The following is a 16,464-nucleotide window of genomic DNA, read 5'->3' as shown; positions in this document are numbered from 1 at the left end:
AACGAAAAATAGCAAAATTTTTTTGCGATTTTATAAGAATTTTAATAAGATTATAAAAAGTCAGTCTTCATAGGGTGAAATGAGGAGAAGATGTTACATGCATACAGAAGAAATTAATTTCAAACAAATTATTGAAATGAATATGCTATATGAAACTTTAATCAATGAACTCGATATCGGGATTCATATTATTAATGAGGAAAGTAAAACGATTGTCTATAACCGCAAAATGATGGAAATTGAATCAATGGATCGCTTAGATGTGCTATATAAAAGTCCTTTAGAGGTATTTGCATTTGAAGAAAATAAAAATAGTACTCTTATAGAGGCATTAAAATTTGGAAAAACAAAGAAAAATATAAAACAAACGTATTTTAACAATAAAGGACAAGAAATTACAACGATTAACGATACTTTCCCTATAATAGAAAATGGAAAAATTAAAGGCGCTATTGAAATATCAAAAGAAATTAGTAACTTAAAACAAACGATAAAAATAAGTCCTTCTCGAAAACAAAGCACTAAATTTACCTTTGATCACATAATTGGTGATTCTGAAGCCATTCAATCAATCATTACAGAAGGAAAAAGAGTAATTCGTACATCTTCCTCCATACTTCTCGTAGGGGAAACAGGCACTGGTAAAGAACTATTTGCACAAAGCATCCATAATGAAAGTCAGCGTTCAACCAAACCCTTTATTTCACAAAACTGTGCCGCTATACCTGATACCTTAATGGAAAGCCTACTATTTGGCACAAATCGAGGTGCCTTTACAGGAGCAATAGATAAATCAGGCTTATTCGAAGAAGCGAACGGAGGAACTTTGTTATTAGATGAAATCAACTCATTAAGTCCAGCACTTCAAGCGAAGTTACTACGAGCTATACAAGAAAAAACAATACGAAGAATCGGAGGCACACACGAAAAAGAAATTGATGTTCGTATTATAGCAACTATCAATGAAGATCCTTTCGAAGCCATCGCACATAATCGATTAAGAGAAGACTTATATTACCGATTAAGCGTCGTTACTTTATGTCTTCCGCCTTTACGTGAAAGAAAAGAAGATATTCCAGATCTTGTTCAGCACTTTATTGAAAAATATAATACTCAATTTGGGCTCAATGTAACCGATGTAGATGTAAATGTAAGAGAATTTTTCTATGCATACGATTGGCCTGGAAACGTACGGGAGTTGGAACATATAATTGAAGGTTCCATGAACTTGATAGAAGATGAAACCATCATTACAGCGTTTCATATGCCTACTCGCTTTCGTGAACGAATAAAAACAGAATTCGATATGCAACATGCACTAACTAATCAAAATACTGATGCACCTAAAACTTTAAAACACACAATAGAAAAAATGGAAAAGAACTACATTAACCAAATTCTTAAAGAAAATCATGGCAACATCTCACAAGCTGCAAAATTTTTAGGATTAAGTAGGCAAAACTTACAATATCGAATTAAAAAACTGCATTTACACATATGAAATAAACATGTCTCCAAGTGCAAAAATAACTTGGTAAAATATGTTATAATAAACATATAACATGCTAGAAAGGGGCTATATATATGAGTAATGATAAAAAATTAAAGTTATTACACTACTTATACCTTCTCCCTGCTGTTCTATGTATAATGTTATTCATTAATGGTGATATGAGTAGCTTTCCTTATGCAAAGCTATTAGGAACAATTAGTGGCTCCTTTGCAGCTATTATGCTTGCTGCTTTTTGGAATTTGAAGCTACGTATAAAAAACGAGAAATCTTCGTAATACTAAAAAAATCGAGCTACTTAGCCCGATTTTTTTATTTGCCATTAAAACTCAACATTCTCTAAATACAACCCACTTGCCTCAGCAAGACAATTAATTTGATTGCGCTGCTTTTCCTCTAAAATGTTTGGAATTGCTTCAGCGTCTAATTGTCCTAATCCAACTTCAATTAATGCCCCGACAATTTTTCTTACCATATTATGAAGGAAGCCGTTACCACTTACTCTAATTTGTACAAACCCTGCCTCTTCCATCACATCAAGTGTATATACTTCTCGAACCATAGATTTTTTCTTTGATTTCGCATTTGAAAAAGCAGTAAAGTCATGTGAACCAACTAAATGTTTCGCAGCTGCTTTCATGCTGTTCACATTTAATTTTTTATTCACATGCATGCTGTATTTACGCATAAATGGATTTGTATGCTCTTCATTCCAAATTTTATACAGATATGTTTTTGCTTTAGAATTGTAACGAGCATGGAAACGATCATGTACTTCTTCCACATTCATAATGCTAATATCATTAGGTAAATATTGATTTAAATATTTTTTCACTTTATGTTCCACTAACTTCTCATCACTTTGAAAGTTAGCAACTTGATTCAAAGCATGTACACCAGCGTCTGTTCTACTACAACCAATAATTTCAATTTCTTTTCCGACCATTTCAGATATGACACTTTCAATTTTTCCTTGAATTGTATTATCGTTATTACCGAGACGTTGCCATCCTTTAAAACGTGCGCCATCGTACTGAATTGTTAATTTATAATTATGCATAATATTCTCCTTCATAGAAAATATTCCCTCATACCATGAGGGAATATTAATAAACTTTACTTTCTAACAAGCTTCACTACATTTTCTACGTGAGCTGTATGCGGGAACATATCAACTGGTTGCACATACTCCACTTCATAGCTCTTCATTAATGCTTGTACATCACGTGCTAATGAAGAAGGATTACAAGACACGTACACAACTTGTTTCGGCTTCACTTTTAAAATTGTTTCCAGTAATTTATCATCGCAACCTGTACGTGGTGGGTCGACAACAATTACATCTGGACGCCATCCTTCTTTTACCCATTTCGGTAACCATTGTTCAGCTTTACCTGCTTCATATTTCGTATTTGTAAATCCGTGACGCTTTGCATTTTTTCTTGCATCTGCAATCGCTTCTGGAATTACATCCATACCACGTACTTCCGCTGCATCATTTGCAAGCCAAAGACCGATTGTACCAACACCACAATACGCATCTACAATTTTCTCATCGCCTGTTAACGCAGCGGCTTTTTTTGCTTCATTATATAAAACAACGGTTTGCTCTGGATTCAACTGGAAGAACGCACGTGCTGATAATTCAAATGATAAATCACCAAGTGTTTCTTGAATTACTTCTTTTCCAGCTAATTTAAATGTTTTGTCGCCAAAAATAACAGATGTTTTACGCCAGTTTACATTTTGCATAATTGATTTAACCGCTGGCATCTGTTTTTGTACTTCTGCAATAAATTGTTCTTTATTTGGTAATTCTTCTTTTGTTGTAATAAGTGTAACTTGCACTTCACCTGTTTGAACTGCAGTACGTGTTACAATTGTGCGTACTAAACCTTTTTGTTTTTTCTCATTGTAAATAGAAACATTTAATTTTTCTAAAATACGTCTTACAACTTTTGTCGCTTCATTCGTTGCTTTATGTTGAATCATACAGTGAGCGATATCAATTAACTGATGTGAGTTTTGTTTATATAGCCCTGTAATAACCTTTTCGTCTTTACGCCCCACTTGTAATTGACTCTTATTACGATAATGCCATGGATTTTCCATGCCAAGCGTTGGACGAATTTTCTCTTCCATACTATTTTTCATGTACTTCTCAAATGCTTGTACAACGATATCACGCTTTTGATTCAATTGTTCTTTATAATCTAAATGTTGCAGCTGACAACCGCCACACTCCTCATATACTGGACACGGTGCTTTCACACGATGCGGTGAAGCTTTACGAACTTTTTTCACTTTCGCTTCAGCGAAGCCACGCTGAATTTTCGTTGTTTCTGCAACAACTTCTTCTCCTGGTAATGCCCCTGGAATGAAAACAACTTGTCTCTTAAAATAACCAACGCCTTCTCCGTTAATCCCAAGACGTTTAATTGTCACAGGAAACGTTTGACCAACTTCCAACTTACTCTCATGTTGCTTTTGTATCATTATTACACCTCTACTCTATACTTTTCCATAAATATAACGCTGCATAACTGCAGTATGGTTCACACTCTTGTTTCAATTTTTCTAAAAATGCATCATCAGGTTTATCATCTAATTGAAATATACCTTGCACTGCACGCTGAATCCCAATGTCCGCTTTCGGGAACATATTTTTCCGTCCAAGCCCAAACATTAAAAAGTTTTGCACTGTCCATGCACCAATTCCCCTAATTGGCAACAATTGTGCTGAAATGTCTTCTTCCGTCCCATTTTCTATACTCGCTAAATTTAATGTACCACTGACAATACTTCGACCTAATCCTACTATATATTCAGCCTTTCGCTGACTAAACTTCTGCTCTCTCAATTCTTCTATTGAAATATTTGCTACTATTTCCGGAGTGGGGAAAAAGAATACACCGTTCTTCTCTGTTCCATACCGTTTCACAAATTGTTCTGTTAACACAGTAGCAAATTTCAAATTTATTTGTTGGTGAATGATACAGCGAAGCAGACAAGCAAAATAATCAAATTCTAAAATAATTGGAGTATAAGCATATGTTTCAAATAGTGGACGTAATGATGTGTTTAAAAAATGATTTTGTATATCTTGAAACGGTTCATTCCAATGAAAAATGGCTCTCATTCGTTTCATGACTTTCTCTGGATCTCCTGTCTGACTAGAAATCCAAAACTGTGGATTTTGAACAGTACCAATCCCTTGTAAGCGAACAACAACCTGTTCCTCGTCGATACAAAGCGGGATATAAATAACTTTCTCATCTAATTGAATGACGTTAAGAGGATCAAAAGATAAACGTTTTAATACTTCTTCAAAATGATACGGATACTCTAACGTAACATGCTCGCTCCACATACGTTTCCCCATCCTTTTTACACATCATTATAGCATGAGAAAACCGTAAGCATACATGCTTACGGTTGATTGCCTTTTACTAAGTCATCTAGACTTTTAAAATGATACCCTTTCTCGCGCAAATCATCAATGATTTTTGCAAGTGCTTCTGCATTATCTTTTGATATTGCATGAAGTAATAAAATAGATCCTGGATGAATCATCGTCATAACATTATTATGCGCATATTGCCATCCTCTTTGCTGATCCACTTTCCAATCCAAAAATGCAAGTGACCAAAATACATTATAATAGCCCATTTCTTTCGTAAGAGCTAACGTTCTTTCACTAAATACACCGCGCGGAGGACGTACATATTTCACTTCTTTTTGCCCAGTTACTTTTTTAATTTCTTCTGTTACACTCGTTAATTCTTCACGAAGTTTCTCATCATTTACCGCTGTAAAATCAGGATGACTCCAAGAATGGTTTCCAATAATGTGTCCTTCATCCTTCATTCTTAACAATAAATCTTTTTGTGTTTTAATGTAATGTCCCGTTACAAAGAAAGTTGCTGGTACTTTTTTCTCTTTTAGTACATCTAATATTTTCCCTGTGTATCCATTCTCATATCCATTATCAAATGTTAAATAAATATCTTTTTTCTTCGTATCTCCTAAATAAAACCCGCCATTTTTTTGTAGTAAATCTGTATATAACTTTCCTGCATCTGGTACTGTTTCATTTTTAGGACGCGGGATTCCCCAGTTATGTGGAGTATTTGTATAAGCCAGTGCTGAAACTGGAACAAGTGCCATCATAATTGAAAAAATGAGACCGATATATAACCATTTATATTTCATAAATAGTCTCCTTTCCATATATAATCGTACTTGTAGTTTCTGTTGCAACGCATTCTTTCATGCTGAACATGTTTTTCTATATATACCAAAAAAATGCATCTCGAATCATTCGAGATGCATTTTTTATTTACTTAAATACTGGCTCTTTAAAGCTAGCTAATTTTTCAAGTGATGTTTTATCAACATCTGCATGTAAGCTATTACCATGAGAGTCCATCGTTACAACTGCTTTAAACCCGTCGATACGTAAATGCCACATTGCTTCTGGAATACCAAATTGTAAGAAATCAACATCTTTCACTTCTTTAATACATTCAGCATAATATTGCGCTGCACCACCGATTGCGTTTAAATATACACCGCCATGTTCTTCTAAAGCCGCTAATGTTTTCGCACCCATACCGCCTTTTCCAATGACAGCGCGAATACCGAATTTCTTCATAATATCGCCTTGGTACGGTTCTTCACGAATACTTGTCGTTGGACCTGCCGCTTTAATTTGCCAATTGTCATTTTCATCTTTCACAACAACTGGACCACAGTGGTAAATAATTTGTCCATTTAAATCTACTGGACAATCATTATCCATTAAATGCTTATGGATTGCGTCACGACCTGTATACATCATGCCATTAATTGTTACAACATCACCAACGCGAAGTTCACGAATTTGCTCTTCTGTAATTGGTGCTTGTAATACAATCTCACGTTGCTCTGTTTTTTCTTGTACTTCATGCTGAAGTGTATCTTCCCCTTCTTGATATAGCCAATCCATAATGTCTCCTGTTTCAGGATGGATTTTCACACCAAGGCGACGATATGCCCAGCAATTATACGCAACAGATACATAGAAACTAGCTGGCAAACGATTATAGACGCCAATTTTACAACCAAGTAAAGTTGTTTCTCCGCCAAATCCCATCGTACCAATGCCAAGCTTGTTCGCATTTTCTAATACGTACTCTTCAAGATGTTGTAACTCTGGTACTGGATTGACATCATCTAATGTACGGAATAATTGATTTTTTGCTAATTCATAACCTGATGTGCGGTCTCCCCCGATACCAACACCAATTACACCAGCGCTACATCCTTGCCCTTGTGCTTGATATACTGCATGAAGAAGGCATTTACGAATCCCTTCTAAATCACGGCCAGCTCGTCCAAGTCCTTCTAGTTCACACGGTAAGCTATATTGAATATTTTTATTCTCACAGCCACCACCTTTTAGGATTAAACGTGCATCAATATAATCTTTTTCCCATTGTTCAAACTTAATCACCGGTGTACCTGGTCCTAAATTATTTCCACTATTATCTCCAAAAAGAGAATCAACAGAATTGGGACGAAGTTTACCATCTTTTGTCGCCCGCTCAAGCGCATTATAGATAGCTTCCTTCAACTTTAATTGATTCACACCAACTGGTGTATAAATTTTAAACGTTGGCATCCCTGTATCTTGGCAAATCGGCGAGATGTTATCATCGGCCATTTTAATATTATTTGTAATTGTGCCAAGTGCCATCGCAGAACGAGTCCCTGCATTTTCTCGCTCTTTCGCTTGTTGAATCGCACGACGAACATCTTTCGGTAAGTTCGTTGACGTTTCAACAATTAGTTGATACATGCTTTCTTGAAGCTTTTCCATTGTTACTTCCCCCTCAATTGTGAACGCTACCAAAACGTTATGAGCTGAAAATTCAATTGTTATGCTCTTTAGCTATTTATTTCACGCTATTAGAGCATAAATGAAATTTTTCACAACTTGATTATACCTCTTTTTCTATCGTCCTTCTATTACCCGAACAGAAAAAGGCTACCAAATTGGAATTGGTAGCCTTTTTAATATATTATTCGTCTTTTTTAAATTGCTCACATTTTAATTCTAATTCATCTAACATTGCAAGAAGACGATCTACATCTTCTAATTCTACTTCTTCGGGTTCAATTGTATCAATTACTTCAATGAACATATTTAAACGTTCTTTTAAATATACTAATTGTGTATCTTTATCTTGAATTGCTTTTCCCATGAAGGCACTCTCCTTTTAATTCGAGTTGCTTTTATTATACCGCAAAAACGATTGCTATGGGCATGAAATTTCATCAATTTTGTCATAGTCATCCACTATAATGTAAGCCCTCTCTCTTTTCATGATAAAAAGTTTCACTTTATAAAAAGCACATATTCTTCTATTATAGAGAATGGACAAATTGTTATTTCAATAGTCAAAGGAGTATTTCATATGACGATATCACAAAAAATGAAGCCGATTACTCCTTCTTACGATCCATGGGAAGCGTATATGGACCTTGAAGAGTACGGCAAACTACTATTAACAAATGTTGAATTTACAACGACGACGTTATGCAATATGCGCTGTGAGCATTGCGCTGTTGGTTACACGTTACAGCCGAAAGACCCAAATCCGCTTCCGATGGATCTTTTATTAAAACGATTAGATGAGATTCCTCATTTACGTTCTTTAAGTATTACTGGCGGAGAACCTATGCTTTCAAAAAAATCCGTCGACAACTATGTAACACCACTCTTAAAATACGCCCATGAACGAGGCGTTCGCACTCAAATCAACTCTAATTTAACTATAGATTTAGCACGTTACGAACAAATTATTCCTTATTTAGACGTATTGCATATCTCTCATAACTGGGGAACAATCGATGACTTCGTTGAAGGCGGATTTGCAATGATGGAGCGTAAACCTACTTACGAACAACGTGCAAAATTATTCGAAAAAATGATTACAAATAGTAAGGCTCTATCAGATGCAGGTGTACTTGTATCTGCCGAAACAATGTTAAACAAAAGAACTCTACCACATATTGAACATATTCACCGCCAAATCGTCGAAGAGATGGGCTGTAAACGTCATGAAGTTCATCCAATGTATCCAAGTGACTTCGCGAGTAATCTAGAGATTTTAACAAAAGCTGAAATTCGTGATGCGATTGAACATTTACTAGAAATTCGCGATGAAAATGTATGGATGTTATTTGGAACTTTACCTTTCTATGCTTGTAGCGATGACGAGCGAGACATTGCCACATTTAAAAAGTTACAAGAGAGCAAAAATGTAACTGTTCGTAACGATCCAGATGGTCGTTCACGCTTAAATGTAAATATTTTTGATGGCAATATTATCGTTACTGATTTTGGTGATGTTCCACTTCTAGGAAACATACAAACAAACACATTACAAGAAGCGTATGAAAAATGGAGCGCTTCAAAAACTGCAAAATCATTAAGCTGTCACTGTCCTGCAGTAAAATGTCTTGGACCAAATGTTCTTGTAAAAAACAGCTACTATCCGACAGAAGATTTCTTATCAAAAACAGCAAACATTACATTATAAAAAAACGTCAGCTTATAAGCTGACGTTTTTTCATGTTATTGCGAGTGGGAAGAAGAAATGAATTTAAAATACAAATGATCATGAATTGGAATAGCAGCTCCAATTCCTTGAGAAGTAATATTTTTCACAACAAGTCTTTTTTGATTTCCCTTTAATACAAGATACACTTCTCCAAATGTTACTTTTCCTTTTTCATTTACTGCTGGTGTATAAGCGTATAAATATCCGAGTTGACTCGGACTAATATTATACACACGCTCATGTCCAGTACCATAACCAATGGTCGTTTTAAACGAAAGGGGTAATTGTACTTTTTCAAGTGCTTTGAGAAGCATCATTTTTTTCACATCTGCAGCATCTTTCATATCTGCTGTTAAATCGCCTTCAACCGTCTTTTGTGTTTCTTGCTTATAGCGAAGTGGATATAAACGGTCTCCTCCGCGATTATCATACACATTTCGATTCACTTGTTTATATTCCCAATTAATCGATGTGTCTACTGATTCATAATGTAAAGCCCATTGACCTAAATAAATTTTTGCCCGATACCCTACTGCAAGCGGCGCATTTGAAATTGTCGTTTCATTAAACATCCGAATTAAGTCTGGATTTTCAATTTTAATATTAGCCGTTTTCAATAGCTCTTGAGCAAATTTACTTGGTTGCAAACGTGGCAAATCTTGCGCATCATTTGGAAATGTATTGTCTTTTGAAATATTTAAAACAGATGAAGGCATTTTTGTTCCTACTGTTGTCTTTGCAAAACTCATGTTAGGAAATAATAAAATAAACGAGACCATAGTTGAAAGACATATGCTGTATACTCGTTTCACCTGTCTGGCTCCTTCCTATGTAGGTATATATACTACTTCGTTTATTGTTTTCTCTGAGCGCAATTGTTATGCCTATTTTTCATAATAAATAAAAACCAATTCCCATAATGACATACGCCGCTAGTAAAGTGCCACCTTCAAACCAGTTTGTATCTCCATCATTGGAAATCGCAATCGTTAAGAAAACGGCTGTAATCATAGACACAAGTTCTGGTATGGTAAATACTAAAGGCATCCTTTGCGTGAAGAACATAGATAGCAATACTAATACAGGAGCAACAAACATGGCGATTTGTAATGTAGAGCCTATTGCAATTTCGACTGCAATATTTACTTTATTTTTATAAGCCATAATAATTGCAGACGCATGTTCCGCTGCATTCCCAACAATTGCAACGATAATAACCCCTATAAATAACTCTGACCAGCCAAATGACTTTGCGACAGTTTCAAAAGTATGTACGAGTGCCTCTGACACATAAGCTACTGCCAGTGTTGCTATCGCTAAAATAAGGAGCGCCTTCCCTTTCGACCACTCTGGCTCTTCTTCATGCGCTACTTCGTCACTTTTATGTTGATATACACCACGGTGCGTAACTAACTTAAATAGTAATGCAGCAAGGTACATGATAATCATAATAATAGAAACACCTATACTTAATTGATACGTCTTGCCAGCGTCCATCTTCATTGAAAAGATCTCTGGAATAACAAAGGCCACAACAACAGCAAATATTAATAAAGCTGAATTATGCCTTGCATCATATACATTAAAACTTTGTCTTTTGTATTTAAGACCTCCAACAAAGAAAGATAACCCCCCTACCAATAATAAATTTCCAAGTACAGAACCGGTTAAAGAAGCTAACACCACTTCAATTAACCCTGCTTGAAGTGCAAAAATTGAAATGATAAGTTCAACAGCATTACCGAAAGTAGCATTTAATAACCCGCCTATTCTAGGACCAGAAACAATTGCTAAACTCTCTGTTGCTCTCCCCATAAAACCAGCTAATGCGATAATCGTAATACAATACACAGCGAACATAAGTGTTTCTGGCCAATGAAGTGTTTTTCCAAGTACAGATAGTGGTACACCTATAAGTGCTACTATAAGAAATATTTTATTAAACATGCTTTTCATCCTTCCATCGTATGTATTTCTCCTCAATATTATTATTATTCTTCTCCTAACTTGTCCGATTTCATCACAATTACGTTTAAAAAATGGACTTGAAGAAAACAGTATGAAAGATATTTAAATTATCTTGTTTAAACAGAGAAAATATAAATTAGGAAAAGAGGTAAAGAATATGCACTTAAAAGAGAAAATTGCAACTATTATCCAAGGACAACGTACCGGTGTATTATCTACAGTACGTAACGAAAAACCCCATAGTGCCTTTATGATGTTTTTCCATGAAGATTTTGTACTATATGTTGCAACAGATCGACAATCAAAAAAGATAACAGATATTGAACAAAATCCTAATGTCCATGTACTACTCGGACGAGAAGGAAAAAAATTAGATGAAGATTATATTGAAGTTGAAGGGTTAGCTTCAATCGAGGAAGACTCAACATTAAAAAACAAGTTTTGGAATAATAGCTTAAAACGTTGGTTACTCGGTCCTGAAGACCCTAATTACGTATTGATAAAAATCAATCCCGACACAATTTATTACATTGATGGTGCCGGTACGACGGAGCCTGAGTTTTTACGACTATAAAATAAAACAAGCCCCCCCTTAGGTGGGCTTGTTTTGTCGAAAAGTTCTTTTAAAAAAATAATAAAATAGGTGGAACTTTCTAAAGATTCTGTTATATAATAGCAGTAACTTAAATAAACTGTATTAAAACAGATTGAGAGGAGAAATAAAATTGATGAAGAGAGAAGAACGCAAAAACATGATTGAGTTTATTGAAAAGAAAAAAGGGATTGAGCGTGACGAATTACTGTTTATGACAGACGATGAAGTAGAACATATTTATAATGTAACGTACTTTTTATATGAGGAAATTGCAGAGTAGTATAATAATCCCCACCTTATTAAAAATATAAGGTGGGGATTATTTCGTTATTTAGCCCACTATTTGCAGGCAGTAAAACTCCCACCTTAAAATTCAGGTGGAGCAAGAAGTTAAGTTGAAGTCGCGCTTTCTATAAAGCTCAATTGCTTCAACTTTATACATGAGAATGATTTTCATGTATAATACTGTAAGATTGGAGGAATTTTACTATGAGTTCGTGGCTCTTATTTGCACTATTATCAGCAATTGCTGCTGCCCTTGTATCGATTTTTGGAAAGTTTGGTTTAGACGGCATCGATGCAAACGTTGCAACAACAATTCGATCTATTATTATGGCATTATTTATGATAGGCGTTATTATCATACAAGGTAAATTTCAAAATATCGGCGACGTACTGCTAAATAAAAAAGCACTGCTATTTATCACATTAAGTGGGGTTGCAGGTGCTTCGTCATGGCTATTTTATTTTCTTGCCCTCAAAACAGGAAAGGTTTCACAAGTAGCTCCTGTCGATAAATTAAGCGTCGTATTTTCTATCATTCTCGCTATGATTATCCTCGGTGAAAAGTTAAACTTTATGACCGGTGTTGGTGTAGTCTTTATTACAGCTGGTGTATTATTTATTGCTTTCAGCTAAAAAAACCGCTATTAGCGGTTTTTCTTTTTCTTTATGTACAACCATACAACACATGTAACAACTGCTGAAATTAATAAAATCCATATTCCATAATGATGTAAACTATACTCAACGAAGCGCCACTTCTCGCCTAACTTCCAGCCAAGCCCAATAAAAACACTTATCCAAATGAACGCACCACCGTAAGCGTACAAACAAAAACGCCAAAGTGTCAAATTTGATACCCCAGCAAAATATGCCGTTAAATGACGTACTCCCGGTATAAAATAACCAATCATTAAAAGAAATGGCCCATATTTTTCAAATAAAATATGTGTTTTTTCAATGTGATGTTCTTTAATTCTAATTTTCGGCCCATATTTCTTTAAAACAGGGAGCCCAAGTTTTAAACCTAATATGTAGCTTAACGTGATCCCTAACATCGCACCAGCCATCCCACTTAAAAAAGCAGCAGTTCCTGACATAACTCCTTTTGAAACATTATAACCAACAAAGGTCAATAAAAACTCGTCTGGTATCGGTAATCCGACAATCCCACCAGCCAAAGCTATAACAATTCCAAAATAGCCATAATGCGCGATTAACTCGCCAATATGTTGTTCCATTCGGAAGACACATCCTATGCACGATCGTTATTCCACATTGTACCCTTTCTATCTTTAAGGCAAACATGGTATACATATTCACTATACATTGTTTTTATAATGAACTCTACTTCTATTCTTTCCTTTAACAGAGATAAAGTGAAACTTTAATCAGTGGGAGTTTTCTTCATCCTCTACCAATTATTAACCTAAGCCAATCTTGCTTCTACAGACATCCCGACTCCCACATAACTTACTTATATTCACCAATTTTGAGATTAGATTCTTACTGCCCGCAAATAACCCGATAAAAAATAAAAATTCATATGCGTGTTTTTTTGTTACAATAAAGGAAAGTTACTTTTCGCAACGGTTTAACTCTCAAGAAAAATGATATATCTAGCAAAAACATAGTTTGGTCTATATAATGCAACTTCTACCTATTAAAAGAACATACACCCTTTTACATACGACATCATTTTTCTAAATTATACAGGGGGGAACGAACATGACCATTGAAAATCAATTTATTCAAAAAGTTTACTATAAAACATTTTTAACAGAAGAAACTTCTACTCCTGCATCGGAAGTACTCGGTGAAGCATATATAAATGAATCTAAAAATGAATTCTCCAACATTTCTAATATTCGATTTGCTCAAGGTGAATTTTATTATCAAAATAAAGATTTTGAAGCAGCTATATTTAAATGGGAAAAAGTAAATAATGCTCTTGCACTTTGGGCGACAAAAAATATTGCAGATGCTTATTTTGAACTAGGATTCTTACCAAAGGCAGAAGAACTTTATCAATCTATTCAAACGGAAGATACAACTCTTACGATGGAGGTTTCCTTACAACTTCTTTCTCTTTATATCGAACAAGATCGTTTAGGACTCGCTTTTAAGACGATTAGTGAAGCTGTTGCATTCCAACCGGATTATCCAAATATTACTGCAATTGCACGTTCTTTCTATGAAAAACAAGAAGATTGGAACAACGCTATCGAACTAGCTGTTCAAGAAGGTATTCGAACACAATCTTTACACTGGTTTGATACGTTAATAAATTACATAAACAAAGGATTTACAAAAAATATTAAGCCTGAATATTTCTATGAGTCTTTAAAAGCTCTATATGCTGTTGATCAAGCTCAATTTAAAGAACTTGTTATTGCTCTTTGGAATAGCTATCAACATGAATCCTTATACCTTCCTTGGATTCAAAGTATCAATCATTTATTCTTGCATATTGAAACAGACAATAATGACGATTGGAATGAAATTTCTACTCGCTATCAAGAAACATACTTTGCATTAATTACCGGAAATCACTTTATGCATGAATTAAACGGACTTGTACCAAATTTATTAACAAATTGGTTCAGTTTAACGAAAGCAAAAGATTCTCTAGTTGTCTCTGCAGCAGTGTTAGCATGGAATGAAGTCTCACCTACAACTTTAGAATCATTACTCGTAAAAAGTGCTGGATCCTTACTTTCTAATACATCAGCTGAAGCAGATGTAAATATGGAAACAGTTTCTCATTTATTCGAAACAATCGCTGTATGGGCTGAGAAAAATGATGTAGATTTAAGTCATCAATTTACGCTACTAGTCCATGAACTATGTGATTTAAATATCACACCACTACTAATAGCTGGAACTAGTGACCATGATAAAACATCATTTGTTAATTCAATATTAGGAGAGAACATCTTAACTGAAACTTTAACAACTCCTATTCTATTTAAAGACGCTAGTCAAACTGAAATAACAGAATTTACCGAGTTAGATATACGAAATATCCCTAACCTTGATGAATTCCATCAAATAACGGCTACATCTGCTCAGTCAGAACTTGAGAAAAAATGTATAGAAATTAAGCTACCAAGTAGGTTTTTAAGAAAAAATAAGTTTACATTTCTTCTTACACCATCCATTCAAGAGCAATTGGATAAAAGCAATGCATACGTTGAATACTTACAAGCAGCAGATAGTCTTGTTTACGTATTAAATTCTTCTTCACCATTGCATAGTAAAGAAATTGATACATTAATTTATTTACGTGAACAAGTACCAAACTTACAAATTCACTTCGTATTACACACAAATAATACGACTACTAATGAAAAACTAATTAGTAAACTTAAAATACATTTTCCAGATGCACAATTCTTCCCATACTCTCCTTCGCAAGAGAGTAGCCAGCAACTTGGAGATGTAACAGAATCTATTCTCTCTAATCTTGCAAAGCGCGATATAGAAAAAGAACGTATAGAAAAGCTAATATGGTTTACGCAAAAGACAATTGCTTATCTCATAAATGAACGTGTGGAATTAGAAAATACATTAGTAAAATCCGTACGCTGGAATAAACACATCTCAGTGAAACTTACTGGATTTATTAATAACCTTACTGCTCTTGAAAAAGATAAAATTCGCTCTATTACCGAATCTTATCTTTTAACGAAAGAAGAAATTACACGAGATATACATTCTCAAATTCCTGAATTATTACAGAGTTGCTCTGATCTTGTTCAAGAAGATAGTGATTTCAAACTAGTTCATGAAGAATTAAATGCTGCAATGAATGAACGTGTTCAAAAGCATGTACAACAGGTACTTCTTCCTAAATTTACTGGGTCTATTCAAGAATGGATTGAAACCGCACATAATGAATTTATTCAAGCTCAAGCTTATTTAGATGAAATGAGTGAAACGTTTAATAAATTATATAAAGAAGAACGTATGAAACTTCCTTGCGATTTCAAATTATTAGATGACTGGAATCGAGATGTTGCACGAATGACAAATCGAATTACAGTAACGAACATCAATATTTTATTACGCTTTACACCGACACAGTTTTTCTTAAAAAGTGCCGGAAAATTATTTGGTAATATGCAAAAAAACCAATCTATGCTCGCCAACAAATATAAACAATATATTGAAACAGAAGACTATACAGAAATTGCTCACACAATTTCCAAACAATTCTTCCTTCAATTTGAAGTATTTGAAGGTGCATTAGAACGTGATATCATGATGTTCTTCAAAGATCCACTTAATATATTGAAACAAAATGTAGATGCAGCTCAACTTGAGATACAGGAAGACGAGCAAACATTAGCGACGCTAAGAAGTAATCCAGAAACATATCATGATCCTTTGGCGTTATTTAAGCTACAATTACTACAACATAAATTTGTTTTAAGTACTACAAAGAAACATGAAGATATCTTTGTATCAAACGAATCTCCTACTGTTTAACAAAAAAACCA

At 34.6% G+C, this 16,464-nt stretch carries 16 protein-coding genes; 7 read left to right on the top strand and 9 right to left on the bottom strand.

Annotated features, from left to right (window positions below; genetic code table 11):
• Positions 1-97: 97 nt before the first annotated feature.
• Complete coding sequence (locus tag NST86_RS02405; protein WP_144575870.1) at positions 98-1,501, top strand: sigma-54 interaction domain-containing protein; 1,404 nt, start codon at positions 98-100, stop codon at positions 1,499-1,501.
• 83 nt (positions 1,502-1,584) lie between these two features.
• Entirely contained in the window at positions 1,585-1,788 is a 204-nt protein-coding gene (locus tag NST86_RS02400; protein ID WP_000063854.1) for a hypothetical protein, read from the top strand.
• A gap of 44 nt (positions 1,789-1,832) precedes the next feature.
• Here the strand turns inward: NST86_RS02400 and truA are convergent, their stop codons facing one another.
• From truA to NST86_RS02370, 6 genes are all read right to left on the bottom strand, one after another.
• Positions 1,833-2,570, bottom strand: a complete 738-nt coding sequence (gene truA / locus NST86_RS02395; protein WP_086423810.1) for a tRNA pseudouridine(38-40) synthase TruA — start codon at positions 2,568-2,570, stop codon at positions 1,833-1,835.
• 56 nt (positions 2,571-2,626) lie between these two features.
• Positions 2,627-4,006 (bottom strand): 23S rRNA (uracil(1939)-C(5))-methyltransferase RlmD, encoded by a 1,380-nt coding sequence (gene rlmD, locus NST86_RS02390; protein ID WP_000615200.1) that lies wholly within the window; start codon positions 4,004-4,006, stop codon positions 2,627-2,629.
• A gap of 10 nt (positions 4,007-4,016) precedes the next feature.
• Positions 4,017-4,880 carry a DNA-3-methyladenine glycosylase family protein gene (locus NST86_RS02385; RefSeq protein WP_000269421.1) on the bottom strand — a complete coding sequence of 288 codons (864 nt, stop codon included), beginning with the start codon at positions 4,878-4,880 and terminating at the stop codon, positions 4,017-4,019.
• 59 nt (positions 4,881-4,939) lie between these two features.
• Positions 4,940-5,722: a delta-lactam-biosynthetic de-N-acetylase gene (gene pdaA / locus NST86_RS02380; RefSeq protein WP_000875956.1), complete on the bottom strand. Its 783-nt coding sequence runs from the start codon at positions 5,720-5,722 to the stop codon at positions 4,940-4,942.
• Between the two features lie 127 nt (positions 5,723-5,849).
• A complete protein-coding gene (fumA, locus tag NST86_RS02375) occupies positions 5,850-7,370 on the bottom strand; it encodes a class I fumarate hydratase (RefSeq protein ID WP_000413523.1) in 1,521 nt (506 codons plus the stop codon).
• 202 nt (positions 7,371-7,572) lie between these two features.
• Entirely contained in the window at positions 7,573-7,755 is a 183-nt protein-coding gene (locus NST86_RS02370; protein WP_000513558.1) for an SE1561 family protein, read from the bottom strand.
• Between the two features lie 213 nt (positions 7,756-7,968).
• Here NST86_RS02370 and yfkAB point away from each other — a divergent pair, with 213 nt between their 5' ends.
• Positions 7,969-9,096: a radical SAM/CxCxxxxC motif protein YfkAB gene (gene yfkAB / locus NST86_RS02365; protein WP_086423811.1), complete on the top strand. Its 1,128-nt coding sequence runs from the start codon at positions 7,969-7,971 to the stop codon at positions 9,094-9,096.
• Positions 9,097-9,131: 35 nt separating this feature from the next.
• Here yfkAB and NST86_RS02360 read toward each other — a convergent pair whose 3' ends face one another.
• Positions 9,132-9,929 carry a YfkD famly protein gene (locus NST86_RS02360; protein ID WP_002102695.1) on the bottom strand — a complete coding sequence of 266 codons (798 nt, stop codon included), beginning with the start codon at positions 9,927-9,929 and terminating at the stop codon, positions 9,132-9,134.
• A gap of 79 nt (positions 9,930-10,008) precedes the next feature.
• The gene (cax, locus tag NST86_RS02355) at positions 10,009-11,064 is read right to left on the bottom strand and encodes a calcium/proton exchanger (protein WP_136986108.1); all 1,056 of its coding nucleotides are present in this window, start codon (positions 11,062-11,064) and stop codon (positions 10,009-10,011) included.
• Positions 11,065-11,242: 178 nt separating this feature from the next.
• Here cax and NST86_RS02350 point away from each other — a divergent pair, with 178 nt between their 5' ends.
• The 3 genes from NST86_RS02350 to NST86_RS02340 all read left to right on the top strand — a co-directional run bounded on the left by NST86_RS02350 (position 11,243) and on the right by NST86_RS02340 (position 12,598).
• Complete coding sequence (locus NST86_RS02350) at positions 11,243-11,659, top strand: pyridoxamine 5'-phosphate oxidase family protein (protein WP_000550220.1); 417 nt, start codon at positions 11,243-11,245, stop codon at positions 11,657-11,659.
• A 154-nt stretch (positions 11,660-11,813) separates the two neighbouring features.
• On the top strand, positions 11,814-11,960 hold the full coding sequence (locus NST86_RS02345; RefSeq protein ID WP_000817786.1) for a BH0509 family protein: 147 nt from the start codon (positions 11,814-11,816) through the stop codon (positions 11,958-11,960).
• Positions 11,961-12,169: 209 nt separating this feature from the next.
• Positions 12,170-12,598: an EamA family transporter gene (locus NST86_RS02340; protein WP_000100296.1), complete on the top strand. Its 429-nt coding sequence runs from the start codon at positions 12,170-12,172 to the stop codon at positions 12,596-12,598.
• A gap of 11 nt (positions 12,599-12,609) precedes the next feature.
• On the opposite strand, the gene NST86_RS02335 is transcribed toward NST86_RS02340, so the two are convergent.
• Complete coding sequence (locus tag NST86_RS02335) at positions 12,610-13,203, bottom strand: DedA family protein (RefSeq protein ID WP_000434874.1); 594 nt, start codon at positions 13,201-13,203, stop codon at positions 12,610-12,612.
• Between the two features lie 487 nt (positions 13,204-13,690).
• On the opposite strand from NST86_RS02335, the gene NST86_RS02330 reads away from it, so the two are divergent.
• Positions 13,691-16,453, top strand: coding sequence for a tetratricopeptide repeat protein (locus NST86_RS02330; protein ID WP_044795645.1), 2,763 nt, complete (start codon positions 13,691-13,693; stop codon positions 16,451-16,453).
• Positions 16,454-16,464 lie beyond the last annotated feature (11 nt).

The sequence above is a fragment of the Bacillus sp. FSL L8-0199 genome (assembly GCF_038005705.1).
Classification (GTDB): Bacteria; Bacillota; Bacilli; order Bacillales; family Bacillaceae_G; genus Bacillus_A; species Bacillus_A cereus.
The sequence above is the reverse complement of the archived record's forward strand: the minus strand, read 5'-3'. Positions and strand labels throughout refer to the sequence as shown.